The 25412-nt window shown below is 73.2% G+C and carries 22 protein-coding genes; 7 read left to right on the top strand and 15 right to left on the bottom strand.

The features are described from left to right. Positions 1-98 precede the first annotated feature (98 nt). Positions 99-1679, bottom strand: a complete 1581-nt coding sequence (locus tag ACSC1Q_RS20410) for a hypothetical protein (protein WP_436760294.1) — start codon at positions 1677-1679, stop codon at positions 99-101. 146 nt (positions 1680-1825) lie between these two features. After that, on the bottom strand, positions 1826-2614 hold the full coding sequence (locus ACSC1Q_RS20405) for an ABC transporter ATP-binding protein (RefSeq protein ID WP_436760293.1): 789 nt from the start codon (positions 2612-2614) through the stop codon (positions 1826-1828). 101 nt (positions 2615-2715) lie between these two features. Between ACSC1Q_RS20405 and ACSC1Q_RS20400 the strand changes: the two genes are divergently transcribed. The 5 genes from ACSC1Q_RS20400 (at position 2716) to ACSC1Q_RS20380 (ending at position 7578) form a co-directional block, all read left to right on the top strand. Beyond that, positions 2716-4320, top strand: a complete 1605-nt coding sequence (locus ACSC1Q_RS20400; protein WP_436760292.1) for an acyl-CoA carboxylase subunit beta — start codon at positions 2716-2718, stop codon at positions 4318-4320. Then, a complete protein-coding gene (locus tag ACSC1Q_RS20395) occupies positions 4317-4523 on the top strand; it encodes an acyl-CoA carboxylase subunit epsilon (RefSeq protein WP_436760291.1) in 207 nt (68 codons plus the stop codon). The genes ACSC1Q_RS20400 and ACSC1Q_RS20395 overlap by 4 nt, the downstream gene beginning before the upstream one ends. A 101-nt stretch (positions 4524-4624) precedes the next feature. Further along, complete coding sequence (locus tag ACSC1Q_RS20390; protein WP_436760290.1) at positions 4625-5569, top strand: NYN domain-containing protein; 945 nt, start codon at positions 4625-4627, stop codon at positions 5567-5569. A gap of 66 nt (positions 5570-5635) precedes the next feature. Beyond that, positions 5636-7045, top strand: a complete 1410-nt coding sequence (locus ACSC1Q_RS20385; protein ID WP_436760289.1) for an AlkA N-terminal domain-containing protein — start codon at positions 5636-5638, stop codon at positions 7043-7045. Further along, positions 7042-7578, top strand: coding sequence for a methylated-DNA--[protein]-cysteine S-methyltransferase (locus ACSC1Q_RS20380; RefSeq protein ID WP_436760288.1), 537 nt, complete (start codon positions 7042-7044; stop codon positions 7576-7578). The genes ACSC1Q_RS20385 and ACSC1Q_RS20380 overlap by 4 nt, the downstream gene beginning before the upstream one ends. A gap of 164 nt (positions 7579-7742) precedes the next feature. Here ACSC1Q_RS20380 and ACSC1Q_RS20375 read toward each other — a convergent pair whose 3' ends face one another. The 12 genes from ACSC1Q_RS20375 to ACSC1Q_RS20320 all read right to left on the bottom strand — a co-directional run bounded on the left by ACSC1Q_RS20375 (position 7743) and on the right by ACSC1Q_RS20320 (position 19139). Further along, complete coding sequence (locus ACSC1Q_RS20375; protein WP_436760287.1) at positions 7743-8663, bottom strand: hypothetical protein; 921 nt, start codon at positions 8661-8663, stop codon at positions 7743-7745. A 46-nt stretch (positions 8664-8709) separates the two neighbouring features. Continuing rightward, positions 8710-9378 carry a hypothetical protein gene (locus ACSC1Q_RS20370; RefSeq protein ID WP_436760286.1) on the bottom strand — a complete coding sequence of 223 codons (669 nt, stop codon included), beginning with the start codon at positions 9376-9378 and terminating at the stop codon, positions 8710-8712. Positions 9379-9512: 134 nt separating this feature from the next. After that, entirely contained in the window at positions 9513-12491 is a 2979-nt protein-coding gene (locus ACSC1Q_RS20365) for a BTAD domain-containing putative transcriptional regulator (protein ID WP_436760285.1), read from the bottom strand. 52 nt (positions 12492-12543) lie between these two features. After that, positions 12544-12951, bottom strand: a complete 408-nt coding sequence (locus ACSC1Q_RS20360) for a pilus assembly protein TadG-related protein (RefSeq protein WP_436760284.1) — start codon at positions 12949-12951, stop codon at positions 12544-12546. A 161-nt stretch (positions 12952-13112) separates the two neighbouring features. Continuing rightward, positions 13113-13523, bottom strand: a complete 411-nt coding sequence (locus ACSC1Q_RS20355) for a TadE/TadG family type IV pilus assembly protein (RefSeq protein ID WP_436760283.1) — start codon at positions 13521-13523, stop codon at positions 13113-13115. Then, positions 13520-14059, bottom strand: a complete 540-nt coding sequence (locus ACSC1Q_RS20350; protein WP_436760282.1) for a TadE/TadG family type IV pilus assembly protein — start codon at positions 14057-14059, stop codon at positions 13520-13522. Before ACSC1Q_RS20350 ends, ACSC1Q_RS20355 begins: the two co-directional genes overlap by 4 nt. A 61-nt stretch (positions 14060-14120) precedes the next feature. Then, positions 14121-14372 carry a hypothetical protein gene (locus tag ACSC1Q_RS20345; protein ID WP_344750273.1) on the bottom strand — a complete coding sequence of 84 codons (252 nt, stop codon included), beginning with the start codon at positions 14370-14372 and terminating at the stop codon, positions 14121-14123. Positions 14373-14374: 2 nt separating this feature from the next. Further along, on the bottom strand, positions 14375-15310 hold the full coding sequence (locus tag ACSC1Q_RS20340) for a type II secretion system F family protein (protein ID WP_436760281.1): 936 nt from the start codon (positions 15308-15310) through the stop codon (positions 14375-14377). Further along, positions 15303-16187 carry a type II secretion system F family protein gene (locus ACSC1Q_RS20335; protein WP_436760280.1) on the bottom strand — a complete coding sequence of 295 codons (885 nt, stop codon included), beginning with the start codon at positions 16185-16187 and terminating at the stop codon, positions 15303-15305. The genes ACSC1Q_RS20340 and ACSC1Q_RS20335 overlap by 8 nt, the downstream gene beginning before the upstream one ends. After that, a complete protein-coding gene (locus ACSC1Q_RS20330; protein WP_436760279.1) occupies positions 16184-17485 on the bottom strand; it encodes a TadA family conjugal transfer-associated ATPase in 1302 nt (433 codons plus the stop codon). The genes ACSC1Q_RS20335 and ACSC1Q_RS20330 overlap by 4 nt, the downstream gene beginning before the upstream one ends. A 108-nt stretch (positions 17486-17593) precedes the next feature. Continuing rightward, positions 17594-18436, bottom strand: a complete 843-nt coding sequence (locus tag ACSC1Q_RS20325) for a CpaE/TadZ family protein (protein WP_436760278.1) — start codon at positions 18434-18436, stop codon at positions 17594-17596. A gap of 1 nt (position 18437) precedes the next feature. Continuing rightward, entirely contained in the window at positions 18438-19139 is a 702-nt protein-coding gene (locus ACSC1Q_RS20320; RefSeq protein WP_436760277.1) for a CpaB family protein, read from the bottom strand. Positions 19140-19725: 586 nt separating this feature from the next. On the opposite strand from ACSC1Q_RS20320, the gene ACSC1Q_RS20315 reads away from it, so the two are divergent. Beyond that, on the top strand, positions 19726-24315 hold the full coding sequence (locus ACSC1Q_RS20315) for a type VII secretion EssC family protein (RefSeq protein ID WP_436760276.1): 4590 nt from the start codon (positions 19726-19728) through the stop codon (positions 24313-24315). Positions 24316-24408: 93 nt separating this feature from the next. On the opposite strand, the gene ACSC1Q_RS20310 is transcribed toward ACSC1Q_RS20315, so the two are convergent. Continuing rightward, the gene (locus ACSC1Q_RS20310; protein WP_344889587.1) at positions 24409-24681 is read right to left on the bottom strand and encodes a WXG100 family type VII secretion target; all 273 of its coding nucleotides are present in this window, start codon (positions 24679-24681) and stop codon (positions 24409-24411) included. A gap of 335 nt (positions 24682-25016) precedes the next feature. Between ACSC1Q_RS20310 and ACSC1Q_RS20305 the strand changes: the two genes are divergently transcribed. Beyond that, positions 25017-25412 (top strand): biotin carboxylase N-terminal domain-containing protein (locus tag ACSC1Q_RS20305; RefSeq protein WP_436760275.1); only part of this gene is annotated, 396 nt, incomplete at its 3' end.

Raw genomic sequence — 25412 nt, 5'->3', positions numbered from 1 at the left:
TTTGACGAACGGAGACCGGTCTCACCCATTGGACTAGACCACTCGGGAGGCCGTTCACGGGTCGTTCAGACGGCTCCCGGCCCTTCATCCGGCGGCCATCAGGTGGCCATGGAACTCGCCTCCAGGAGTGCGGGGTACCGGGCGAAAGCGATCTTCCCCGCGACCCTCCGGCCGCCCCAGGAGATCAGCAGCCCGTACGGCACCGCCAGCACGCTCACCCACGTGAGGCCCATCAGGACCGGCAGGGCGATCGGCAGCGCGAACAGGCCCGTGCCGATCAGCGCGCCGAACGACGCCACGAAGGCGATGCCGCCCTGCCCGGGGGCCGCGCCGGTGAAGGCGTTCAGCCGCTCGGGCACGGTGTACGGCAGCAGCACGCTGGTCAGCGCGCCCACGCCGAGCCCCGCCCCGAGGACGCCCCACGCGGTGAGCGCGGCCGGGACCGCCCGCAGGACGTCCCCGGCGAGCAGGGCCGCGACCGTGGCGAGCAGGAGCAGCAGCGGGACCCCGATCGTCGCCACGGCCAGGTGCCGCCCGGCGAGGTCGGTGCGCCAGTCGCGGTCGGTGCTGTAGGCGACGGCGTTCATCCACAGCGAGCGGCCGTCGATGCCGAAGGCGTTGCACCACTGGATGCTGATCATCACCGCGCCGATGCAGGCGGGGGTGATCGCCAGGGCTCCCCCGGACGCGCCGTCGCCGTTCCCGTACATCGAGAAGGCCATCACGCCGGTGACCGCGACGGCGGCGAACCAGCCGACCCTGCCCCGGGGGTCGCGCCGGGCGTACTTGAGCTCCTTGCCCGCGACCGCGGCGAGCGGGCCGTCGGGCAGGATCCTGGCCAGCAGGCCCTGGGAGTTTCGCACCGACGCGCCCTGGGTGGAGGCGTCGGGGGAGACCAGGGAGCGGCGCAGCGCCGCGATCCACAGCCACCCGGCCCCGGCGATCAGGACCGCGAGCAGGGCCGATCCCGCGACCGCCGCGAGGCCGCCGTCGGCGACGGCGCGGGCCGCGACGCCGGAGGGGGTCCAGCTCAGCACCGAGGCGACGTCGTGCAGCACGGCCCTGGGGTCGGCCGACAGGCCGCCGTTGAGCAGCAGGTTGGGCAGCTGGGCCGCCAGGACGAAGAAGACCACCGAGACGGCCAGCACGTCGCGGCCCCTGCGGGTCCGCAGGACCCCCGACAGCGAGGTGGTGACCAGCCGGGAGAGCGTGACGCAGAGCGCGAAGTGGAGCAGCACCGCGACCGCGCCCAGGACCACCCCGCCGATCCCGGTGGCCAGGCCGGCCACGGCCCCGGCCATCACGGCCAGCGAGGCGAGCGGCCACACGCCGGTGACCGAGGCGGCGAACATGCCGGTGGCCAGCCGGCCGGTCCGCAGCGGGAACAGGGCCAGGCGCGACGGGTCGAGCGTGTCGTCCAGCCCGAACGCGAGCAGCGGCACGACCGCCCAGCCCACCAGGAAGACGGTGAACAGCACGGTCACGGCCTCCAGCGCGACGTCCGCGGGCGCGACGCGCAGCGTGGCCGTCGCCAGGAAGCCGAGGGTGCCGAAGAGGAACGCGGCGATCACCGTGAAGACGAACCCCAGCAGGCGCTGGGTGCTGCCGCTCAGGTTCCCGGCGACGAGCCGCAGCTTGAGCCGTACGAACACCATGGTCCCGACCCGCACGGTCCCCACGCCTGCCGTGCCTCCCGTGCCTCCCGTGAAAGCGCCTCCCGTGCCTCCCGCGAAAGCGCCTCCCGTGAGGGCGTCTCCCCGCGCGCTCGCGCTCACCCCGTCGCCCCTCCCGTCGTCCCCCCGCCGCCCGGTGCCGTCCGGCGCGCTCACGAGGGGGTCGCGCCCAGCCACGACAGGCCCCCCTGGCCACCCTGGCCGTCGTCGCCGCCCCGGGCCCCGACCAGGCCGAGGAAGGCCTCGTTGAGGCCGCGGCCCGCCCTGACCTCGTCCAGCGGCCCCTGGGCGACGATCCGCCCGCGGTCCATCACCGAGACCCAGTCGCACAGGCGCTCGACGAGCTCCATGACGTGGCTGGAGAAGACCACCGTCGACCCGGAGGCGGTGTAGCGCCTGAGCACCTCGACGAGCGTGTTGGCGCTCACCGGGTCGACGCCCTCGAACGGCTCGTCGAGGAAGAGCACCGCGGGGTTGTGCAGCAGCGCCGCGGCCAGGCCGATCTTCTTGCGCATGCCGGTGGAGTAGTCGACGACGAGCTTGTCGGCCGAGCCGGTCAGGTCCATGACCTTCAGCAGCTCCTCCGCCCGCCGTCCCACCTCGTCTCTCGGGATGCCGCGGAGCTGGCCGTTGTAGGAGAGCAGCTCCCTGCCCGACAGCCGCTCGAACAGGCGCAGCCCCTCGGGGAGCACGCCGATGCGGCCCTTGACCGCGACCTGGTCGCGCCAGACGTCGGCGCCGCCGATGTGGACCGAGCCGCCGTCGGGGCGCAGGAGGCCGGTGATCATGCTGAGCGTGGTGGTCTTCCCCGCGCCGTTCGGGCCGACCAGCCCGGCGAAACCGCCCTGCGGCACCACCAGGTCGACACCCCCCACGGCCACCTGCTGCCCGAACCTCTTGAGCAGCCCCCGCGTCCTTACCGCCTCCGTGACCTCCGGCATGGCGCCTCCCCTTCCGCGGCCCGCCGATCGGCCGCCCCGCACGGGAAACGAACGATCGCCCCCGATAGTTCGCGATGTGAGACGGCGGTTACCCTGCTGGGATGAGCGAGTCCCTGAGCGCCGAGCCGTCGGATTCCGGACCCGACATCCACACCACGGCCGGGAAACTGGCCGACCTGGAGCGCCGCCTGGGCGAGGCGGCCCACGCGGGTTCGGCGCGCGCCGTCGAGAAGCAGCACGCGGCCGGGAAGATGACCGCCAGGGAGCGGGTGCTCGCCCTCCTCGACGAGGGCAGCTTCGTGGAGTTCGACAAGCTCGCCAGGCACCGGTCCACGAGCTTCGGCCTGGAGCGCGAGCGGCCGTACGGCGACGGGGTCGTGACCGGGTACGGCACGGTCGACGACCGCCCGGTGGCGGTGTTCGCCCAGGACTTCACCGTCTTCGGCGGCTCCCTGGGCGAGGTCTTCGGCGAGAAGATCGTCAAGGTCATGGACCACGCCCTGAAGACCGGCTGCCCGGTGATCGGGATCAACGACTCCGGAGGGGCGCGCATCCAGGAGGGCGTCGTCTCGCTCGGCCTGTACGCCGAGATCTTCAAGCGGAACGTCCACGCCTCCGGGGTGATCCCGCAGATCTCGCTGGTCATGGGCCCCTGCGCGGGCGGCGCCGTCTACTCCCCCGCGCTCACCGACTTCGTGCTGATGGTGTCGGAGAAGTCGCACATGTTCATCACCGGCCCCGACGTGATCAGGACGGTCACCGGCGAGGAGGTGACGTTCGAGGAGCTCGGCGGGGCGCACACCCACAACTCCCGCTCGGGCGTCGCCCACTACGAGGCGTCCGACGAGGCCGACTGCCTGGAGTTCGCCAGGGCGCTGCTGTCCTACCTGCCGTCCAACAACATGGACGACGCCCCGGCGTTCGCCGCCGATCCGCCGCTGGAGACGACCGACGAGGACCGCGAGCTCGACACGCTGATCCCCGATTCGGCGAACCAGCCGTACGAGATGCACACGGTTCTCGAACACGTTCTGGACGACGGCGAATTCCTGGAGGTGCACGCGCAATTCGCGCCCAACATCCTCGTGGGTTTCGGCCGGGTCGAGGGACGCTCGGTGGGGATCGTCGCCAACCAGCCGATGAGTTTCGCCGGCACGCTGGACATCTCGGCCTCGGAGAAAGCCGCGAGATTCGTCCGTACGTGCGACGCCTTCAACATTCCCGTCCTGACATTCGTCGACGTCCCGGGATTCCTGCCGGGCACCGACCAGGAATGGAACGGGATCATCCGGCGCGGCGCCAAACTGCTCTACGCCTACGCGGAGGCGACCGTGCCCCTGGTCACGGTCATCACCCGCAAGGCGTACGGCGGGGCGTACGACGTCATGGGGTCCAAGCACCTGGGCGCCGACGTCAACCTGGCCTGGCCGACCGCGCAGATCGCGGTGATGGGCGCGCAGGGCGCGGTCAACATCCTCTACCGGCGCGAGCTCGCCGCGGCCGAGGATCCGGACGCCCAGCGGGCCGGGTTCGTGGCCGCGTACGAGGACACGCTCGCCAACCCGTATCTCGCGGCCGAACGTGGGTATGTGGACGCCGTGATCCGCCCCTCCGACACCCGGGTCCAGATCGTCAAGGCGCTGCGGACCCTGCGCAACAAGCGCGCGACCCTGCCCCCGAAGAAGCACGGGAACATCCCGCTATGAGACACCTGAAGATCATTAAAGGGGACGCGACCCCCGAGGAGATCGCCGCGGTGGTGATCGCCCTCTCGGCGCGTGCCGTACCGGCGAGTCCGGCGCCGAAAGCCCCGCAGACGTCGAAATCCTGGAGCAATCACTCACATCGCATGCGAAAAGCACTTCCTACCGGACAAGGCGCGTGGCGATCCAGCGCACTGCCGAGATAGATCCCGGGAACAGGGTGTCAAGTTGCACGAGAGTTGGGACCATCTAAGAAATGGGCGCATATAGTCAGCCGATCAGTTAATTCCGAGGCCTGGAGGACGACATGACCATCCTGGACCTCACGTCGCATCCCATCGCCGCGAAGTACGCCGTCCTCGTCGACGTCGGCTATCTGTACGCGGCGGCCGGCGAGGTGCTCCTGAGTGCCAAGGAGCGCAAGGAGTACCGGGTGGCGGCGGACGAGCTGATCCAGGCGTTGCAGAAGCACGCGGAGGAGCGCATCCACGGGGAGCTGCTCCGGATCTACTGGTACGACGCCGCCCGCGACCGGGTGCCGACCGTGGACCAGCGGGTCATCGCCCAGCTGCCCTGGGTCAAGGTGCGCCTGGGCAACCTGAACGCGCGGGGCCAGCAGAAGGGCGTGGACGCGCAGATACGGAGCGACCTGGAGGCGCTGGCCAGGCACCACGCGGTGAGCGACACGATACTGCTGGCCGGGGACGAGGACATGGTCCCCGCCGTCGAGGCCGCCCAGGCGTACGGGGTGCGGATCCACCTGTGGGGCGTGGAGCCCCCCTACGGCACCAACCAGGCCGAGCGCCTGGTCTGGGAGTCCGACACCGTCGAGATCATCAGCGCCGACTTCCTGCGGTCCTACTTCAGCCGCGCCCCCGCGCCGGTCCCGGTGCCGGTCCCGCCGATCGCCCCCTCCCCCGCCCAGGTCTTCGCCGGGCGCACCGCCGCCGCCAAGCCCAAGGTCCCGGTGGGCCAGGTCACCAAGCTCGGCCCGAGCCGCCCGCGCGTCGAGGAGGTCGGCGAGCACGTGGCCCAGAAGTGGATCCTCACCCGTGGCCGCGACAACATCCGCGACCTGCTGCCGGGGCCGATCCTGCCCACGGTGATCGACACCGAGCTGCTCATCGAGGCGGAGAAGGAGCTGGGCCACTCCCTGCGCCCGTACCCCGAGGCACGCGTCTGGCTCCGCGACGGATTCTGGGCCCGCGTCTACCGGGAGTTCGAGATCGGGGTCGGCGTCTCCTCCAAGTGAGGGGCGTGACGGCCACGTCCGATTCCCGCCAGCCGCACCCCGTGCGCCGCGGGTAGCGTCGTCGGCGTGTCCGTGAAAGAGCTCGACTTCGACTCCTGTTACCGCGCGGTGGCCGCGAGGGACGCCCGGTTCGACGGGCGGTTCTACACGGCGGTCACCTCCACCCGCATCTACTGCCGGCCGATCTGCCCGGCGCGCACCCCGTCCACCCGCAACGTGCGGTTCTACCGCCACGCGGCCTCCGCCGAGGCGGCCGGGTTCCGGCCGTGCAAGCGCTGCCGGCCGGAGCTGAGCCCCGGCGACCCCGGCTGGGACCACCGGGGCGACCTGGTCGGCCGGGCACTGCGGCTGATCGACGAGGGCGTGGCGGACGACGGCGGGATGACCCGGCTCGCCGGGCGGCTGCACATCACCGGACGGCACCTGCACCGGCTGTTCACCGCGGAGATCGGTGTGGGCCCGCTCGCCGTGGCCAGGACCAAGCGCCTGCTGCTGGCCAAGCAGCTGCTCACCGAGACCGGGCTGCCGATCGTCGACGTGGCGTTCGCTTCGGGCTTCGGCAGCGTCCGGCAGTTCAACGCGACCATGAAGGACACCTACGGCTTCACCCCCGGCGAGCTGCGGGCGACGACGGGCGGCAAGCCCGGGATGTGCGGCGACGCCCTGACCTTGCGGCTGCACCGCAGGGAGCCGTACGACGCCGCGCCCCTGATGCGGTTCCTCGGGGCGCGGGCGATTCCCGGGCTGGAGCGCGCGGACGGCACGTCCTACAGCCGGGCCGTCCCCGGCGGCACGATCACCCTCACCCCCGTACCCGGCCACGTGCGGCTGGAGGTGAGCGTCGACGACACCCGCCGCCTGGCCAGGATCGTCGCCCGCTGCCGCCGCCTCCTCGACCTCGACGCGGACCCCGAGGCCATCTCCTCCGCCCTCGGCGCGACCTCGCTGGGACCGCTCGTCGCCGCCCGCCCGGGGCTGCGCGTGCCCGGCGCCTGGGACGGTTTCGAGGTGGCCGTCCGCGCGGTGATCGGCCAGCAGATCTCCGTCGCGGGCGCCCGTACGATCCTCGGCCGCGTCGCCGCCAGGGCCGGGCGCCCCACCGGCGGGCAGGAGCTGACCCACCTGTTCCCGTCCGCGGAGGAGCTCGCCGAGGCCGATCTCGGCGGGCTGGGCCTGACCGGGCGGCGGGTGGCGACGCTGAGGGCGCTCGCCGTGAGGGTGGCGGGCGGCGACCTCGACCTCGACGGCGCGCAGGAGCCCGCGGAGGCGGTCGCCGGGCTGCTGGAGGTCCCCGGGATCGGGCCGTGGACCTCCGGCTACATCGCGCTGCGGGCGCTGCGCGACCCGGACGCCTGGCCGGGCGGAGACCTCGGCCTGCGGCGGGCCATGGCCTGCCTGGGCATCCCGGAAAACCACATCGAACGGTGGCGCCCCTGGCGGGCGTACGCCGCGCTGCACCTTTGGAGCTCGGAATGATAGAGGCACAGGTTCTCGACACCCCGGCCGGTCCGCTGGCCATGCTCGCCCGCGAGGGCGTGCTGCTCGCGGCGGGCTTCACCACCACCGGCCCCGAGGAGATGTTCGCCCGGCTCTCCCCCGAGCTCCGCGCCGAGGGGCTCACCCTCACCGGCGACCTGGGCGGGCCGGCGCGGGCGGTACGCGACTATCTGGACGGCGACCTGACCGCCCTCGACGCGGTGCCGGTGGAACAGCCGGGCACGCCCACCCGGCAGCGGCTGCTCACCGCCCTGCGCCAGGTGCCCGCGGGCGTCACGATCAGCTACGCCGAGCTCGCCGAGCGGGCGGGGCTGCCCAGGACCGCGGCGAGGGCCGCCGGTTCCGCGTGCGCGCGGAACCTGATCGCGCCGTTCGTCCCCTGCCACCGCGTCCTGCCGTCCACCGGCGGGTTCGGCGGTTACTACTACGGCACCCCGGTCAAGCGGTGGCTGCTCACCCACGAGGGCGCCCCGGCCGCCGAACGTCTCAGGACCAGGCCGGAGAGCCGCTGACCGGCCTTCCCTCCGTTCTCCACACCTCTCGCCGGGCCGGTCACACGCACGTGACGGCCCGGCCGGCCGGTCCTCCCGACCGCGCTCCGTACATCGTCGCAACCGGTCACAGGCGCCTGGCCGGCCGCTCCTCGACGCGTGTTCAACCAATGTGGGCGGTACGGCTAGCCGGTCTTCCTGACCGTGCTCTGCACCTCGCCCACCGGGACGTCGCGGGTGGCCCCGACCTCGACCGGGTCGTAGGCGAAGGGCACCACGTCGTCCTCGATGTCGATCTCCCAGACCGAGGTGACCTCCAGCACGTAGACGCCGCGCGGCTGGTCGATCGAGGCCCGCTTGTAGCTCACCCCGCAGGTGAAGTCACCCCCCTTCTTGTACGGCGTGCCGCTCAGGCCGCACCCCTTGGTCTCGACCGTCGCCCGGTCGTCGGTGGTGCCCGAGTCGATCTCCAGGTTCGTGAGGTTGGCGGTCACGGTGGCGCTCATCACCCCGGGCAGCGTCGCGGTCACGGACCTGGTGGTGTCGCCGGCGCCGTCCAGCCAGACCCAGGTCGGCAGGTTGACGTAGCTCTTGGCGTCCGGGTTGAGCTCGATCTTCGGCTCGGGCACGGTCAGCGCGGCGCGGGCGATCTCGACGAGCTCGGCGATGGTGATCCCGTTGGGCGGCGTGGTGTTCGGGGGCGCGAACACGTAGGGCTCGGCGAGCCCCGCCGCGCACGCCATCCCCGCCGGGTCCGCGGAGTTGTAGGCGCGCTGCCACCAGGTGCCCTCCTGGCCGATCCGTGCCTCGAACGGCTCCAGGGCCTCCTTCCGCCTCTCCCACTCCTGGCCGGGAAGGGCGTCGGGGAGCGCCTCGATCTGCGAGTCCAGCATGTCGGCGGCGTTGCCCCGGGGCTCGTACCAGCAGGGGCGCTTGATCCGGTAGCCGTCGCTCTTGCCGCTGAGCCCGGTCCCCGTGACGACGATCTGGGAGTCCTTCAGCGTGACCCCGGCCTCCGGGCCGCGCTGGTAGCCCTCACCGGTCGCTCCTCCGGTGTCAGGGGGGGCGAACATCAGCAGCCCCGCGACGATCACGTTTCCGATCATCAAACACCTCCGGTGTGGGGACCGGGCCTCGGCCGCGGGGAGAGAGTCATCTGAGACAGCCCTTCGCACGCTCGTCGGGGAGCTTCGCGTGGCGGAAGAGCCGGATGCGCCAGCCCCCGTCGTCGCCCCGCCCCATCGCGGCGGCCTGCAGGAAGGGCTTCCTGGTCCATTCGGGCTGCCTGGCGACCGGCTTGCCGGTGGAGGCGTCGAGGAGCCGCATCCTCGACTCGTCGACGCAGACGTCCAGCTGCGCCCCCCGGTCGTCGCCCGAGCCGCTGACCGCGCTGACGTTCAGCGCGTACAGCCGGGCGGTCCCCCGCACCGACCTGCGCCGGTCGAGGAACGCCCGTACCCAGGAGGACGCGTCGCCGACCGCGTCCTGCTCGACCACGTCGAGGTAGCCGGTGTCGCGGCCCTCGCTCGTGACCGCCCTGAACGCCCCGGCGAAGTAGTCGCGGAGCACCTTGATCATCGCGGTCGTGTCCGCGTCGGGGGCGGCGGGCCACTCGACCACCACCCGCACCCCCGGCGCGACCCTGACCGTCTCCACCCACGGCGCCGCCGCCCGCGCCGGATCCGCCGGGGAGGGGAGCGCGGAGGCGCCCTGCGGGGAGGTGCCCGCGGGCAGGTCCGAGGGAGTGAACGGCTCAGCCTCCGACGGGGCACAGCCCGCCGACGCGACAAGGGCCAGGACCAGCGCGATCACAACACGCACACCGATCACGCTAGGAGCGCCCCTCCGCCGGGACCACCGATATGCACGATTCGGCATGACTCCCCCTTCTCCGCCCCCATCCCCCTCGACCTCCGAGCGGCTCCCCGGCGTACGGTGCGAGCCGGTCCGGGCCGTCATGCCGTCGGGGCCGAGCGCATCCGCCACGAGGGCAGCAGCTCGTCGATGAGGGCCTCGGTCTCGGGGGCCATCCCGCCGCCGTAGGGGTGGGAGGCGGCCCGCCGGTGCAGGGCGTCGACCACGGCGCGCAGGCGGACGGGATCGGCGGTGAGATGGGTGGCCCGCAGCAGGTCGCGCCAGAGCCCCTCGTCGTCCGCGGCCAGCAGCAGCCCGGCGCGCACCGCCGCCACGGCCTGGTCGGTCTCGCCACGGGCCAGCCGCACCTCGCAGAGCCGGTGCGCGGCGTCCGCGACGCCCGCGGTCACGTCGTACTCCAGGTCGTCGGCGGCGAGCCAGGCGTAGCGGCCACGCGGGCGGCCGTTCAGCAGCGGGCCCCGTACCAGGCTCAGTGCCCCGTCGAGGAGCTCGGGACGTCCGGCGGGGCTGGCGTGCGAGCGGCGGACGAGGTCGCGGAAGAGCATCCAGTCGCTGCGCACCTCGGGGCCGAACCGGAGCCGCCCGGACTCGTCGGCGTAGAGGTTGGGCCGTCCCTGGCTGTCGGTGCCCAGCCAGGCGACGACCCTGGCGATCGTGGCGTCCCTGACCACCGGCTGCACGCCCCTCGGCCAGAGGATGCCACCGAGCACCACGGGGTGGACGCCGCCGGGGTGCGTCGCCAGGTAGACGGCCATCTCGACGGCGATCACGGCCCGCCCCTCCTCCATGGGCGGCGGGCCGACCACCTCGGCGGGGCCGAGGACGCGCACCTCGACCGAGGGCGTGTCCGTGACGGGCTCCGGCTCGTCGGAGAGCGGCTCGCCCTCCAGCCGCTCGGTCGCCAGGAACAGGTCGATCAGCGCCCGGTACTGGCGGCGGGGCAGCAGCTGCGCGGCCACGTCAAAGCCGAGCGCGTCCACCTCCGCGCGGCCCTCCTGGGTGATCGTCCAGTTCCAGGTGGCGTGCGGCACCTCGCCCGCGACGACGTATCCGGCGGCCGTCCGCACGCCCTTCCTGGCGAGCAGCGCCAGCCGGCGGCCCTCCTCGGGGGTGGGGGCGATCGCGGACAGCAGGTAGTGCGGCGTGCAGACCGGATCGGCCGCGCGCCCGTGGATCCGGCCGGTGAGCACCCCGCCGCCGTGGACGCGCCCCTCGGCCCCGGCCTCCAGCTCGGGCAGGATCTCCGCCAGGGCCCCCACGTACCTGATCCGGTCGGGGGCGATCACGGTCAGCTCCTCGCCGAAGCCGACGAGGGTGACGCGCATCCGGTCCGACCAGCGGTTGGTGGCCAGCTCCACGGCGAGCGCGGCGAGGGCGGCGGTGGCCTGCGGGCCGTTGACGCCGATCGGCCCGTGGGCGGCCTCCAGGTCGACGAGCACCCGGCCCTCCCCGTTGGAACCGAGCGAGACCAGCCCCGGGTACGGGGCGGGCGCGTCGGCGAGCGCCCGCTCGTCGATCATCCGGCCCTCGTGCGCGGGGAGCCGCCAGACCTGGCCGCCGTCGTGGGCGGTCCAGGGCGCGGGCGCGTCGGGGTCGGGCGGGTGGATCCACAGGTCGAGGGTCTGCGGCGACAGGTGGGCGGCGTAGATCGTGGGCGGTACGCGGTTCTCGGCGGCGAGGGACCTGCCGAGGAGCCGGAGCCCGATGTCGAGCATCCGGCTGCCGGGGGCGTCGGCGCCGAGCCTGAGCGCGAGCTCGGCCTGGGCCGCGTCGTCCCTGGGCCGGGTGATCCGGCGCCCGAACGCCCGGTGCCAGAGCTGCTGCCTGCGCCTGCGCCCGAGCGCGGCGAGCAGTCCCGCCGCCGCGAGCGAGGCCCCCGCCAGGTAGTCGAGCGCCCCAAGCCCGATGTCCTGCCCCGCGCCCTGCCCGCTGTCGGCGCTCTCGGCGTTGCCGGTGCTGCCGATGCTGCCGGTGTTGTCGGCGGGGTCCGCCACCGCCGGGGCCCGCCGCTCGCTGTCGGGCACGGTGTCGGGCACGGTGTCGGGTACGGCCCGCGGGGGGCGTTCGGCGGGCACCGGGTCGCGGGAGGTGTCCTGACGCGCCCGGTCCTGGCCTGTCTCCCTCGTCCCGTCGGTCCCGTCGGCGCCGGCCCTCTCACCGGCCCGCTCGCCGACCTTCTCACCGGATCTGCCGCGGGGGTCTGAGACCTCGGGCGCGGGCTCCGCCGGGAGGTCCGCGCGGCCGGGGGTGAAGGTCTGGGTGCGGCCGTCCAGCTCCACCGGCTTGTCCCGGTGGTCCTTGAGGGTGTCGTCGCGCGGCTGGGAGGCCGGGACGAGGTGGATGTTGCGCGCGTCGTCCGGCATGTCCAGGACCCAGCCCGGCCTGATCAGGTCGGCCATGTGGAGACGGCTGCCGTCGGGCTGCTCCTTGTGCTGGTTGAGCCGGTAGATCTCCGGATACCGGCGCCCGTCGCCGAGGCACTTCTCCGCGATCTCCCACAGGCTCTCGTGATGGCGCCCGTGCGGCGGTTGCACCACGTACACCTTCTTGGCCTTCCGCACCGGCTCCAGCTCGGCCCGCTCGTCGGCGGCCGGGCCGGACACCGAGGAGAGCCCGGTGGAGACGACGCTGGGGACGGAGGGCGGCAGGCTGGTCAGCTTCGCGATCGGCAGGGCCACCGCCGAGACGGTGAACAGCAGCATGGCCGCGGAGACCAGCCGGTTGGCGAACATCTGCGTGCCGCCGGAGAACGGCACCCTGGCCGGCATGCCGACCCTGCGCAGCCCGGCGTAGATCTCGACCAGCACGCAGACGACCAGCTGCAGCCACGCGAGCCAGACCAGCAGCACGAGGATCGCGACGATCGTGCTCGTGCCCACCTGGCTGGTGAGCAGGTCGAGGTTGAGCAGCTCGGGCGGGAGCGGCGGCCCGGCCAGCCGGTACAGGGCGTAGGGAACCCCCGCGATGAGCGCGACCAGGACGATCAGCGCGCCGAGGCCCGCCAGCAGGTCTCCCGGTGTGCGCCTGGCCTTGATGCGCGCGGGCTGTCGCGTGGGCATTCGTCTCCCTCCCCGTCCAGATTCGTCCTCGGTCAACCGCTGGGCCAGCGATTCACGGCAATTGGTCTTCCCCGATGTCCGGGCCGGCCGTGGCCTCGGCCCTCATGTCCGATCCCGGGAAGCCGAAGGCGGCGAGGAAGAACGCCTTCCAGGTGACGGAGACGCTCACGGTGACCTCGGCCTGGCCGCCGCCGAGCGCGCATTCCGTGAGCTGTACGTCGCCGCCGCCGTGGGCGGAGACGATCTCCTCGGCCGGCGCGCAGGTCTCCCCCTCCCCCAGCAGCCGGGCCTGGCCGGTGGCGCGCAGGTGCTCGACGTCGATCTGGTCGGCGGCGGCCCTGGCGGCCTGCTCGGCGACGTCGGCCGCGCGCAGCCGGGCATTGATCGCCGCCCCTCCGTCGACGAGCAGCCCGGCCAGCAGGAACACCACCACCGAGAAGATCACCGTGAAGATCGACATCGACCCCCGTTCCCGGCGCCGCCCCCTCCCACCGGCCGGGCGCGCCGGACGCCCGGCCACCCGGCACACCACGAACGGCCGCACGGACCCTCTCCATGCCGCGGGCGGGCGTACGGGGCTCCGGTGCGCCCGGGGCTCCGGAGGGGACGGATCCACGGGGTTCACTCCTCGACCCTCCGGAACTGCTCCAGCGGGACCACCGAGTCGCCCTTCATCTCCTTGGCCGCGCCGAAGCCCAGGAACTCCAGGTCCAGGGAGCAGGTCACCTCGGCGTGCACCTGGCCGCCCTCCTCCCATTTCGTACCGGACAGGCTGACCTCCGGCTCGCACTCGCCCGACAGGGCGCCGCGGGCCGCCTCGTCCGCCGCGGCCTCGGCGTCGGACAGGGTGCGCTCGACGGAGGCGGCCCTGGCGGCGTCCCTGGCGGCGCCGTTGACCTCCCCCTGGGCCTCCACCACCCTTCCCGCGCCCACCAGGAACAGCAGGAACAGCAGGAAGACCGGGGCGAGCAGCACCGTCTCGGCGCTGAGCGACCCGCGGTCGCCGCCGGTCTCGGGGATCAAGCGGATCACTCACACCCTTCGCTTCCGTCGTCCGGCCGGAAGCACTCGATGGGACCGCCGAAGCGCGCGGTGACGGTGAACGTGGTGGACGGCAGCAGCGGGACGACCTGGACCGCCGAGGCGGTCACCTCGACACCCCGCATGTCGCCCTCCTCCCAGGCCGTGACCGTGGCGCCTTCGAGGAGTTTCGGGCCGACGGTCCGGATCAGCTCCTGGGCGCGGGACTCGGCGTCCTGCTGCCAGGACTCGGTGTCGACCCGGGCGAGCCGCGCCCCCTCCCTCGCCGCGGCGTCGGCGATCTGGCGTCCGTGGAACCAGAGGGCGGTCTGCACGATGAGCAGGATGACGACCAGCACCACCGGCATGATGATCGCCAGCTCGACGACCGTGGCACCGCGCTCGCCGCCACGGCCTCCGGAACCTCCGGGACCTCCGTGGCCTCCGGGGCCTCCGGGGCCTCCGGGGCAGGAGCGCCCGCCGCGCCGCGATCTCTCCGCCCGGTAGCGCCCGCCGTCCCTCTCCCGGACCTCACGGACCTCCCGCACTTCACGGATCTCCCGGACCTCACGGTGCTTCCGGTCCTCCCGGTCGCGGGGCCGGGAGCGATCACGGGTCGCCAAGTTCGCCGCCCCCGCCCCCGCCGCCCCCGCCTCCGCCGAACTGGTTGGAGATCTCGGCCTGCTTCCCCTCGACGAGGGTCTTGATGAGGGTGGCGAGTCCGAGCGCCACCCCGGCGATGATGGCCGTGATGATGACCCATTCGACGGCGGAGGCTCCCCGGGTGGGGGCGCTGCGCGCCTTCTCGATCCGGACGCTCAGAACGGCGGCCGCGTAGACGATCCACGGATGGCTCAGCATGGTCAGGACCCCAACATCTTCATAGCGGCAGGGAAACTCAGAAAGATCACGAAGCCCGCGCAGAGCAGGAGCTGGGCGACGAGCATCGACTGGGAGCGCTCGCCGGCCTGTCCCTCGATCTCGGCGAGCTCGCGGCGCCGCATGGTCGCGGCGCGGGCGGTGAGGGAGGAGCGGACCTTGGCGCCGTCGTCGGCGACGAGCCCGAGCGCGGCGGACAGGTCGCGCAGCTCGTCGACGTTGATCTCGTCACCGAGCTGGCCGAGGGCCTGCCAGGGGGTGATGCCGACGATCCGGGCGTTGCCGAGCGCCTCGCGGATGCGGGACATCGCCCAGTTGGCCCCCTCCTCGTCGGGCCCCGGGGTGCCCACGGAGACCGCCATCATCAGCGCCTCGGGCACCCCCCGCCCGCCCGCCAGGTTCATCGCGACGAGGTCGAGGAAGGAGCCGACGACGTGCCGGAAGTCGCGGCGCATCCGCGCGGCGTCCCGCTTGACCTGCAGGTCGGGCAGGACGAAGAAGACCCCTGCGACCGCGAGCGCCGCCCACAGCGGGACGGTGAGGGAGACGCCCCACTCCATCAGCACCAGCCAGCCGACCAGCAGCGGGAACGCCAGCAGCCCGGAGACCGCCAGCAGCACCTTGGTGGCGAAGAAGCCCTCGAACGACCTGCCGAGCAGCGCGAGGTCGGCCCTGGCGGAGCGCGCCTCCCAGCCCCTGGCGGCGTAGAAGCGGGCCATCCGCTCGCCCAGGCCGCGCCGGAACGCGCTGACCTCCTCGTCGGGCAGGATGAGCCGGGCCCGGGGCGCGTCGGTGCCCTCCCTGGCCGCGTCGAGGGCCAGCAGTCGCGTCACCAACCCGGGGCGGGCCGGGAACAACGCTCTGAACAGCAGGAACAGGCCTATCCCGAGCACCGATCCGGCGAGCAGCGCCTCAGTCATCGCGTACCTCACCTCCGGAGGGCAGGCCGAGCAGGCGGGCGGGCTTGTCGAAGCGGGCCAGGCGGCGCATCCAGGCGAACCCGGCGCCGAAGAGACCGGCGACCACCACGAGCACGGCCTGGCCGAGCGTGTTGTCGTACTCCTCGACGTAGGAGGGGTTGAACACGACGAGCATCACGGCGAAGGCGACGGCCGTACCGACCACGATCTGCACGCTGCGGCGGGTGGAGCGGCGCTCGGCCTCGACGCGGCGGCGCATGTCGAGCTCCTCGCGCGCCGACACGGCCAGCGCGCCGAGGACGTCGCGCAGGCCGGGGCCGCGCAGCTTGGAGTTGAGGATGAGGGCGGCCACGACCAGGTCGGCGGAGGGGTCGTCGAGCTCGTCGGCGAACAGCCTGAGCGCGTCGGGCAGCGCCATCCTGGTGTGCAGGCGGTCGACCATGGACCGCAGGTGCGGGCGGAGCGTGGGGGCGGCGGCCCGGATCGAGGACGGGATCGCCTGCTCCAGCCCGGCCGCTCCGGCGATGGTGTCGCGGAGCGACTCGGTCCAGGCGGCCAGGGCCTCCAGCCGCCGCATCGCGGTCCGCTCCTCCGCGGCGCCGCCGGACAGGCCCCGCCAGGCGATGGCGAGGAGTACGGCTCCCACGGCCATGACCGGCCACCCGGTCACCACGAGCACGACCACCCCGACGATCGCCCCCACCGCGGTCCGGGTGGACAGGGCGCGCAGGAACTCGCGCCTGCCCGCCGTCCTGCCGGGGGTGGACGGCTTGACGGGCACCCCGTACAGGGAGAGGAAGAGCAGGAACAGCCCGGCGCCGAGCGCGAGGCCGGAGAGCAGCACGAGCGGGTCGAACAGGCCCGGCGGGAAGGTCATGCCCAGCCTCCCGGGTCGTAGCCGAAGTGGGCCAGCTCCTCCAGGCACGACACGGGCGCGTGCGGCAGGACGCGGCCGTCGGGCGCGGTGGCGAACACCTCGGAGGAGAGCACCCGGCCGTCCACCCCGGCCACCTCGCGCACGCTCGACACGAAGCGGCGCAGCCTGCCGCCCACCGCGTAGTCGTTGCGCTTCTCGATGAACACCACGAAGTCGATCGCGCCCGCGATGAGCATGTGGGTGGCCTCGATCGGCAGGCGCTCTGAGGCCTGGAGCGCGTAGGTGGCGATGCGGTTGAAGACCTCCATCGAGGAGTTGGCGTGGATGGTCGACAGCGAGCCGTCGTTGCCCTGGGTCATCGCGTTGAGCATGGTGACGATCTCGTCGCCGAGGACCTCACCGACGATCACCCGGGACGGGTTCATGCGCAGGGAGCGGCGGACCAGCTCCGCCATGGTGATCTCGCCCTGGCCCTCGGAGTTGGGGAGCCGCTGCTCGAAGGCGACCACGTTGGGATGGAGCTCGGGAAACTGGTCGAGGCCGAGTTCCAGGGCGCGCTCGACGGTGATGAGCCGCTCGGACGGCGGAATCTCATTGGCGAGCGCGCGCAACAGGGTCGTTTTCCCGGCGTTCGTCGAGCCGGAAATCATGATGTTCTTCCTCGCCGACACCGCGGCCGAGAGAAAACGCCCCAATTCCGGAGTCAGGCTGCCGTTTCCCACGAGATCGGTAAGAAACACCTTGCCCAGCCGGGAACGGCGGATGGAGATGGACGGGCGCACCGTCACGTCCATCACGGCTGAGAGACGGGATCCGTCGGGGAGGCGCAGGTCGAGCTGGGGGTTGGCGGTGTCGAACGGCCTGCTGGACAGGCCGCTGTAGGCGGCGAGGATCTGGATCAGCTCGACGAGCTCCTCGTCGGACTCGGCCACAGGCTCGCGCATGAGCTCCTGGCCGTCGGCGTAGCCGACGAACACCCGGTCGCAGCCGTTGATGTCGATGTTCTCGACCTCGGGGTCGTCGAGCAGCGGCTGGAGGCGGCCGACGCCGAACAGGGCCGCGTGGATCCCGGCCGCCAGCGCCTCCTCCTCCTCGGCGGTGGGCGGTGTCCTGCCGACGCCGATCTCGCCGCGGGCGAACTCCTCCAGGATCTGGGCGATCAGGGCGCGGGCGAACTGGCGCTCGTCCTCGCCGGTCATCGGCAGCAGGCCACTCGCCTGGTCGAGGCGGCGCTGGTGGGCCAGCCGGTCGCCGACGTCCTGCCGGAAGCGCTTGACCAGCGTGTGGTCGATGGTCACGGTCGCGCCCCCTGCCGGAAGCGCCCGACCGGCATCTGATCGATGGTCACGGCCTCGCCCCCTGCCGGAAGCGCCCGACCGGCGTGTGATCGATGGTCACGTCGATGCTCACGGCCTCGCCCCGCCCGTCGGCTCGGCGGGCGAGCGGGACGGCTCGGCGGGCAGGCGGGCGGCCTGCTCCCGGGCGCGGTAGGCCGACTCCGCCGACTCCTGGGCGCGGAGCTGGGCGTCGAGACGGCCGCCCAGCTCCCTGGCGGTGCGGATCAGCAGGGAGCGGTCCAGGCGCCCGCCCCACTGGCCGCGCAGCAGCTCCGCGCCCTTGGGGTCGTGCGCGAGCCCGCTCACGAAGGCGACGTGCCTGCCGGTGCCCGCGACGATCCGGCGCACCTCGTCGATGGTCGTGCGGTACTGGCGGGGGTCGGCGATCACGACCACGCCCACCTGGGGCTCGCGCGGCATGATCTGCAGGCGTTCGCGCAGGTGGGCGACGTGGTCGAGGCTCGCCCTGGTGAACAGCACGACGAGCGAGGCCTCCGCGGTCAGCTCGGCGAGCTGGGGGTGCCCGCCGAGGCGCCCGCAGTCGGCCAGCACGTCGGCGTCGGGCAGCGTGGCCAGCGCGCGGCCGAGCGGGCCCCAGAGCCAGGTCAGCCCGGACGCCTGCTCGCCGTGGGTGAGCCCGGCCAGCACGTCCAGGCCGCCGATGATCTTCTGGGTGTGCTCGTGGATCTGGTCGGGGTGCAGGCCCCGGCGGGCCGTGGCCCCCAGGGTGAGCAGGCCCCTGGCGGGGTTGAGCACGCCGCCGTCGGCGGCGGGCAGGCGGTAGGCGAGGTCGCCGCCCGCCGGGTCGCACTCGGCGAGCAGCACCGGGCGCGGCCAGATCGCGCCGAGCGCGGTCGCCGCCGTGGTCACGCCGGGTGCGCCCTTGTCGGCGGCCAGCACGATGAGCGCCACGTCAGCGCGCTCCCGGCAGCTCGGCGAGCGCGATCTCGCCGGTGGAGGCGTACGCGACGATCTCCGGCGAGATGGAACTGTCGACGATGATGGTGACCAGGCCGTTCGCCCCGGTCCTGCCCGGTGTGCCGATCTGGTGGACCAGGGCGCTCTGCGCCAGCACCCGGCTCTCCCGGTCGCCTCCGGCGCCCCTGCTCGGCACGTGGACGACCTGGACCCGGTCTCCGCGTTCCAGGGTGCCGGGTGTCTGGCCGGGTTTGAGCGACAGGCCGACCTGCGCCTTGCCGGGGCCGAGCTCCCTGCTGGCGGAGACCACCATGTCGCGGGTGAGGAGCGTGCCGGGGATGAGGGTCACCCGGGCGAAGTTCTCGGTGACGCGGGCGCGCTGGGACCAGGCCACGTAGCCGATGCCGGTGTCGGCGATCTGGACCTCCCTCAGCATCGCCTCGGTGAAGGGCTGCCCGGCACCGACCTGCTGGGAGATGGCGATCGCCGAGACGCGGTCGCCGCTGCGCAGGACGAGCAGCGTGGTGGCGAGGGCGCCGCCCAGGATGAGGAGGACGGCGAGGGCGGCGAGGGCTGGTTTGCGCTCGCGTGGGGGCACGGGAAGCTTGCGCGACGCCGGGCCCGACAGGCTGCCCGCCGAAGTCTGGCGCTCGGCGTTGACCGGGACACGGCCCGTTGGCTTCTCACTGGTCCTCATGGGTAGGGGGACTCCCAGAGTGATCATAAATATGGGGAACTACTGGTCGAATTTACGCCATTATGCGCACCATGCCGACGGGCTGTCGGGCAAAATCCAGGACCCATGCTCGTTTGATAGGAACACGTCTGTCAACGCCACTTCAGAAGAAGATGGCCGTTTGGCTAGATGACGGAAGACTTATCTGGGTGATAAGGACGGTAATTAACTCTCGTACCAATCGCCCCACCTTTTTCACCCTTCATTCACGTGCCCGGCTCCGGCCGCCTTCCCCGACGCTCCGAGGCGCCGATCGGACTCGGCCGCACGCAGATCGGGCACGGACCGGAATCCCGTCGTTCCCCCCTCGTTCTCCGAACAGGTTTTCCACAGCCCGGCCTCGCGCACAGGCCGCCGCCCGCAGACCCTCGTATCATCAAATGCCCACCTGGGACGGCATAACCGGTCAACGCCCCCAGATAGTTATCCACAGGTTTCATCGTTTTCCACATACCGGTCGCGAGTCGTGACATTGCCACGAACACTCTCTCGGGGACGGTTTTCACTCTGTACGGTGGATCCGGGGCCTGACCCGAGGAGAGCGGCGATGCGGATCATGCTCACCGTGCTCAACGAGCACGCCGACCGCGATGTCGTGGTCGAGGGCGACGAGACGACCACGGTGGCACGGCTCGCGGAGTCCCTGGCGGGCCAGGGGGGCGAGCGGCCGAGCAACGTGGTGCGGCTGACGCGCAGCAAGGCCCCGTACGGGCTGGACCGCGACTCCGCCGGGGCCGAGCCCCCGACGCTCTGGATGGACGGCCGTCCCCTCGACCCCGGCGCCCCCGCGCTCGGCCTGCTCCGCGACGGCGACCTCGTCACCCTCGACCGCTCCCTCGCGGTGGCCACGCTCGCCGAGGAGCCCGGCGGGATCGTGGAGATCCGGGTGGTCGGCGGGCCCGCCGCGGGGTCGGTACACCGCCTCAGCCTGGGGGTGCACACCATCGGCTCCGACCCCGCCTGCTCGGTGGCCGTGACCGACCCCCGGCTGCCCGCGCGGGCCGCGGTGGTGCGGCTCACCCCGGACGCCATCACCGTGGAACCCGGGGAGGGCACGACACCCCTGCTGGACCGCGACCCCCTGGAGGGCCCGCTGCCCTGGTCCGAGCACGCCCTGCTGAGCTGCGGCGGGACCGTGCTCACCCTCAAGGCGGTGGAGCCGCCCGACGCCCACCTGGACGCGCAGCCCGACGGAGGGCTGGCCTACAACCGGCCGCCCAGGTTCCGGCCGCCGGGCGGCGCGCGGCGCTTCGAGGTCCCGGCCGAGCCCAGACGGGCCGAGACCATGCGGCTGCAGCTGCTCACCGCGTTCCTGCCCGCCGCGCTGGGGGTGGGCATGTGCGTCGCCCTCAACTCCTGGTACTTCCTGCTGTTCGCGTTCATGACGCCACTGATCATGATCGGCCAGTGGTGGAGCGACAGGCGGCACGGCCGCAAGCAGTACCGCCAGCAGGTCAAGGAGTACAAGCAGCGACTGAAGGTCTTCGAGGCGGCTGTGGACCGCGCCCGCGCCGACGACGAGACCGCCCGCCGCGCCGCCGCGCCCGACCCCGCCGAGGTGCTGCTCACCGTGACCGGCCCCCGGCGGCGGCTCTGGGAACGGCGCGACCACGACCCCGACGCGCTGCGCCTGCGGGTCGGCCTCGCCGACCTCCCCGCCGACCTGGAGTTCGCCGCGGAGCGCTCCGCGCCGGTCGACGCCCCGCTGCCCGCGCCGCCCACCTGCCAGGCGGTGCCGGTGGCGCTCGCCATGCGCCGCCTGGGCGTCGCCGGCCTGACCGGGCCCAGGAACACGGCGGCCGGGGTGGCGCGCTGGCTGGTCGGCCAGGCCGCCGCCCTGCACAGCCCGCGCGACCTGGCGATCGTCGTCCTGTCCGCGCACGGCGACGGCGAGGAGCGCTGGAACTGGGTCCGCTGGCTGCCGCACTGCGCCCCGCGCGGCGGCGAGGACTGCGTGGCCCTGGTCGGCGCCGACCCGGAGGCCGCGGCCCGCCGGGTGAGCGAGCTCGCCGCGCTGATCGACGAGCGCCTCGGCGACGACGCCGCCGGGGGCCCCGCGGCCAAGCCGGGGCGCATCCCGGCCGGCTGGGGCGACCTGGGCGGAGCCACGGGTACGGGGTCCGAGCAGCCGTACGCCGCCCCCGTCTACGACGAGCGCCCCTACGACGTGCTGGTCGTGCTCGACGGCGCGCAGGTGCTGCGCGCCCTGCCCGGCATGCCCCAGGTGCTGCGCCAGGGCCCCAGGGCGGGCGTCTACACCCTGGCGATCGACGGCGACCAGCGGCTGCTGCCCGAGGAGTGCGCGACCGTCGCCGCCGTGGAGGCCGACGGCACGGTGCGGCTGCGCGGCGGCGGCCTGGACGACCTCGGGGAGATCCTGGCCGACCAGGTGACGTCCGCCTGGTGCGACCGGCTGGCCCGCTCGCTGGCGCCGATCCGCGACGTCAGCCGCGACGACGCCGGGCTCGCCCTGCCGGACTCCGCGCGGCTGCTGGACCTGCTGGAGCTGCCGTCGGTCTCCGGCGCGGCCCTGGCCGGGCGCTGGGGCCGGGCCACCGAGGCTGTGGTGGGAGCGGGCCCCGAGGGGCCCTTCTCGATCGACCTGCGCAGGGACGGGCCGCACGCGCTCATCGCGGGCACCACGGGCGCGGGCAAGTCGGAGCTGCTGCAGACCCTGATCTGCTCGCTCGCGGTGGCCAACCGGCCGGACGAGATGACGTTCGTGCTCATCGACTACAAGGGCGGCGCCGCGTTCAAGGAGTGCGTGCGGCTGCCGCACACGGTGGGCATGGTCAGCGACCTCGACGGCCACCTGACCCAGCGGGCGCTGGCCTCGCTCGCCGCGGAGATCCGCCGCCGCGAGCGCCTGCTGCTCGCCGTGGGGGCGAAGGACATCGAGGACTACCACGAGCTGCGCGACGCCCGCACGGCCCGCGCCTCCCGCGACCTGCTCGTCGCCGGGAGCGGCCGGCAGGCCAGGCCGCCGCGCGGGCGCGCGGCATCCTCCTCGATGGAGCCCCCGGCCCCGCTGCCCCGGCTGGTGCTGGTCATCGACGAGTTCGCGGCGATGGTGAGCGAGCTGCCCGACTTCATGACCGGGCTGGTCGACATCGCCAGGCGAGGGCGCTCGCTCGGCATCCACCTCATCCTCGCCACCCAGCGGCCCGGCGGCGTGGTGACCGCCGACATCCAGGCCAACACCTCCCTGCGGATCGCCCTGCGGGTCACCGAGGCGTCGGAGTCGGCCGACGTCATCGGCCGCCCCGACGCCTCGTACATCCCCAAGTCCGCTCCCGGCCGGTGCTACGTGAAGTCGGGCGCGGGGGCGGCGACGGCCGTGCAGACCGCGCGGATCGGCGGCCGGAGCCCCGGCGCGTCGGGCGGCGAGGTGAGGGTACGGGTGACGGAGGTCGGCTGGCAGGCCCTGGGGCATCCCAGGGCGGTCCACGCCGGGGCCGAGAGCGGCCACGTCACCGACCTGTCCATACTCGCCGACGCCCTGGTCGAGGCGGCCCGCCTCTCCGGGGTCGCCGAGCAGCCGAGTCCCTGGCTCGAACCGCTTCCCGACCTCGTGACCGTCCCCGTCCTCCCGGCGCCCGTGCTGCCCGGTGACGCGCCCGGCGGGCTGCCGTACCGGGCGGGGGCCGAGGAGGTGCCGCCGCTCGCCTTCGGTATCACCGACCTGCCCTGGGCGCAGGACCGGCGGGCGCTCGCGCTCGACCTCGCCCACGGGGGACACCTGCTCGTCGCGGGCGCCTCGCGCAGCGGGCGGTCCACCGCGCTGCGCACGCTGGCGGGGGCGATCGCCGCCGGGGCCTCCCCCGACGACGTGCACGTGCACGCGATCGACTGCGGCTCGGGCTCGCTGCTGCCGCTGATGGCGATGCCGCACTGCGGGGCGGTGGTGACCCGCGACCAGCTCGACCGGGTGGAGCGGCTGCTGACCCGGCTGCGCGCGGAGGTGGGACGGCGCCAGCAGCTCCTCGCCGAGGCCGGGTACGCCTCGCTGGCCGAGCTGCGCGCCGCCACGGACGGTCCCCGGCTGCCGTGGCTGGTCCTGATGCTCGACCGGTGGGAGGGGTTCGTCGCCGCGTTCGAGGCGTACGACTACGGGCGGCTCATCGAGTCGCTGATGCAGCTGCTGCGCGAGGGGCCCGCGGTCGGGCTGCGTGCCGTGGTGACCGGCGACAGGTCCGCGCTGATCGGGCAGATCTCCACGGTCTTCGACGACCGGCTGATCCTGCGGCTGGCCGACCCCTCCGACTACGCGCTGGCCGGCCTGCCCGTCAAGGACCTGCCCGCGACCCTCGCGCCGGGCCGCGCGCTGTCGACCGGCGAGCACGGCACGACCGAGAGCCAGATCGCGCTGCTCCGCGACGACCCCTCGGGACCGGCGCAGGTCGCCGCGCTCCAGGCACTGGCCCGCTCGGCACCGGAGATCGCCGCCGACCCGCCGCTGCGGGTGGACGCGCTGCCGATGCGCGTCACCGCGGCGCAGGTCCTGGACCTGGTGCCCTCCTTCCGGCCGCCGTCCCCGCTGTGGGCGCTGCTCGGCGCCGGGGGCGACTCGCTGGCGCCGCTCGGCGTCGACCTGCTCGCCCACGGTCCCGCCGCGGTCGTCGCGGGCCCGCCCAGGTCGGGCAGGTCCACGGCGCTGCTGACCGCCACCCACTCGCTGCTCTCCCACGGCACCCCCACGGTCCTCGTCACCCCCCGGCGCAGCCCGCTGTGCACGCTGGTGGACACCCCGGGCGTGCTGGCCGTACTGGACGCGGGCGGCGACCTGCACGAGGCCGTCGCGGGGCAGGACCGCTACGTCGTGATCGTCGACGACGCGGAGCTGATCTCCGCGGACTCCCCCCTGGGCACCGCGCTGGAGCAGGTGCTGCGCAGCGGCAGGGACGGCGAGCACGGCATGATCGTCGGTGGCACCACCGGGGACCTGACCACCGCCTACCGGGGGTTCGCGGCCGAGGCCCGCAAGGGCCGTACGGGCCTGCTGCTGTCGGTCCAGAGTCCCGCGGACGGCGACCTGTTCACCGTCCGCCTGCCGCGCGGCGCGGTCGGCGGTCCCCCCGGCCGCGGCCTGCTGGTGACCCTGGGCTCGGTGGTCCCCGTCCAGGCCGCCGTCACCTGAGGGCCGTCCCGTCGCATGAGGGCCGACAATGAGAAAACGCCCCGGCCCATGGGGGCCGGGGCGTTTCGACGGACCGTTTCGGCGGACCGTTTCCTATCGCGTGGCGGACTCGATATTGCCGCGATAGGTGTTGATGACCCGGGAGGCCTCGGCGAGTTCCTCGGACATGCGCTGGAAAGCGGCCCGGTAGTTCTGCCAGGCCTCGCCGAAACGCTGGGCACCGGGCCCCGTCCAGGCGGTGCCGACCTTCGCGGCCTCCCGGTCGAGGGCGGCCACGGTGGCCCTGACCTGGTCGGCCTGCTGGGTGAACTGGGTGGCCATCTGCTGCATTTCCGCGGGATTGCCGCCGAGCAAGTTCTGGCTCATGCCAGTCTCCTTTGAATCGGTGTCGGGGGGATCGGGGGGAGTCGCCAAACGAAATCACGATAGGCGTAAGGATCACAGAGGTATCCGGGTTATGCCGAGCGGCTATGGACGTTCCCTCGGTCGCCAAGAGGTTAAACGTTCTCCATTGTCTTGATTTTTGGTAATTCAAGGGGCGGGTGACACCTCTTGATCGGTCAGAGGGCAGGCCCCGCTCCTCACGGCCGGCGGGGAGGAACCCGCCACCCCCTCACGATCAAAGGACGCCTACACTCCGTTGAAGGCCCGCCAGTCCTCCGTCCGCACGTACTGGCAACGTACTGAAGGGAACGACGTCGGTGCACAAGGTCCTGATCGCCAATCGTGGTGAGATCGCGGTGCGGATCGCCCGCGCCTGCAAGGACGCCGGGCTGGCCAGCGTCGCCGTCTACGCCGACCAGGACCTGGACGCGCTCCACGTCCGGGTCGCGGACGAGGCCCGCGCGCTCGGCGGCCGGTCTCCCGCGGAGACCTACCTCGACGTCGCCAAGCTGCTCGCCGTCGCCGCCGAGGCCGGGGCCGACGCGGTGCACCCCGGTTACGGCTTCCTCGCCGAGAACGCCGGGTTCGCCCAGGCCGTGATCGACGCGGGACTCACCTGGATCGGCCCGCCCCCGGCCGCGATCACCGCGCTCGGCGACAAGGTGCAGGCCAGACACATCGCCCAGAAGGTCGGCGCGCCGCTCGTGGCCGGT

The sequence above is a fragment of the Streptosporangium heterodermiicola genome, from assembly GCF_051390675.1.
Classification (GTDB): domain Bacteria; phylum Actinomycetota; class Actinomycetes; order Streptosporangiales; family Streptosporangiaceae; genus Streptosporangium.
Note: the sequence above shows the minus strand (reverse complement) of the source record. Positions and strands in the feature narration are given on the sequence as shown.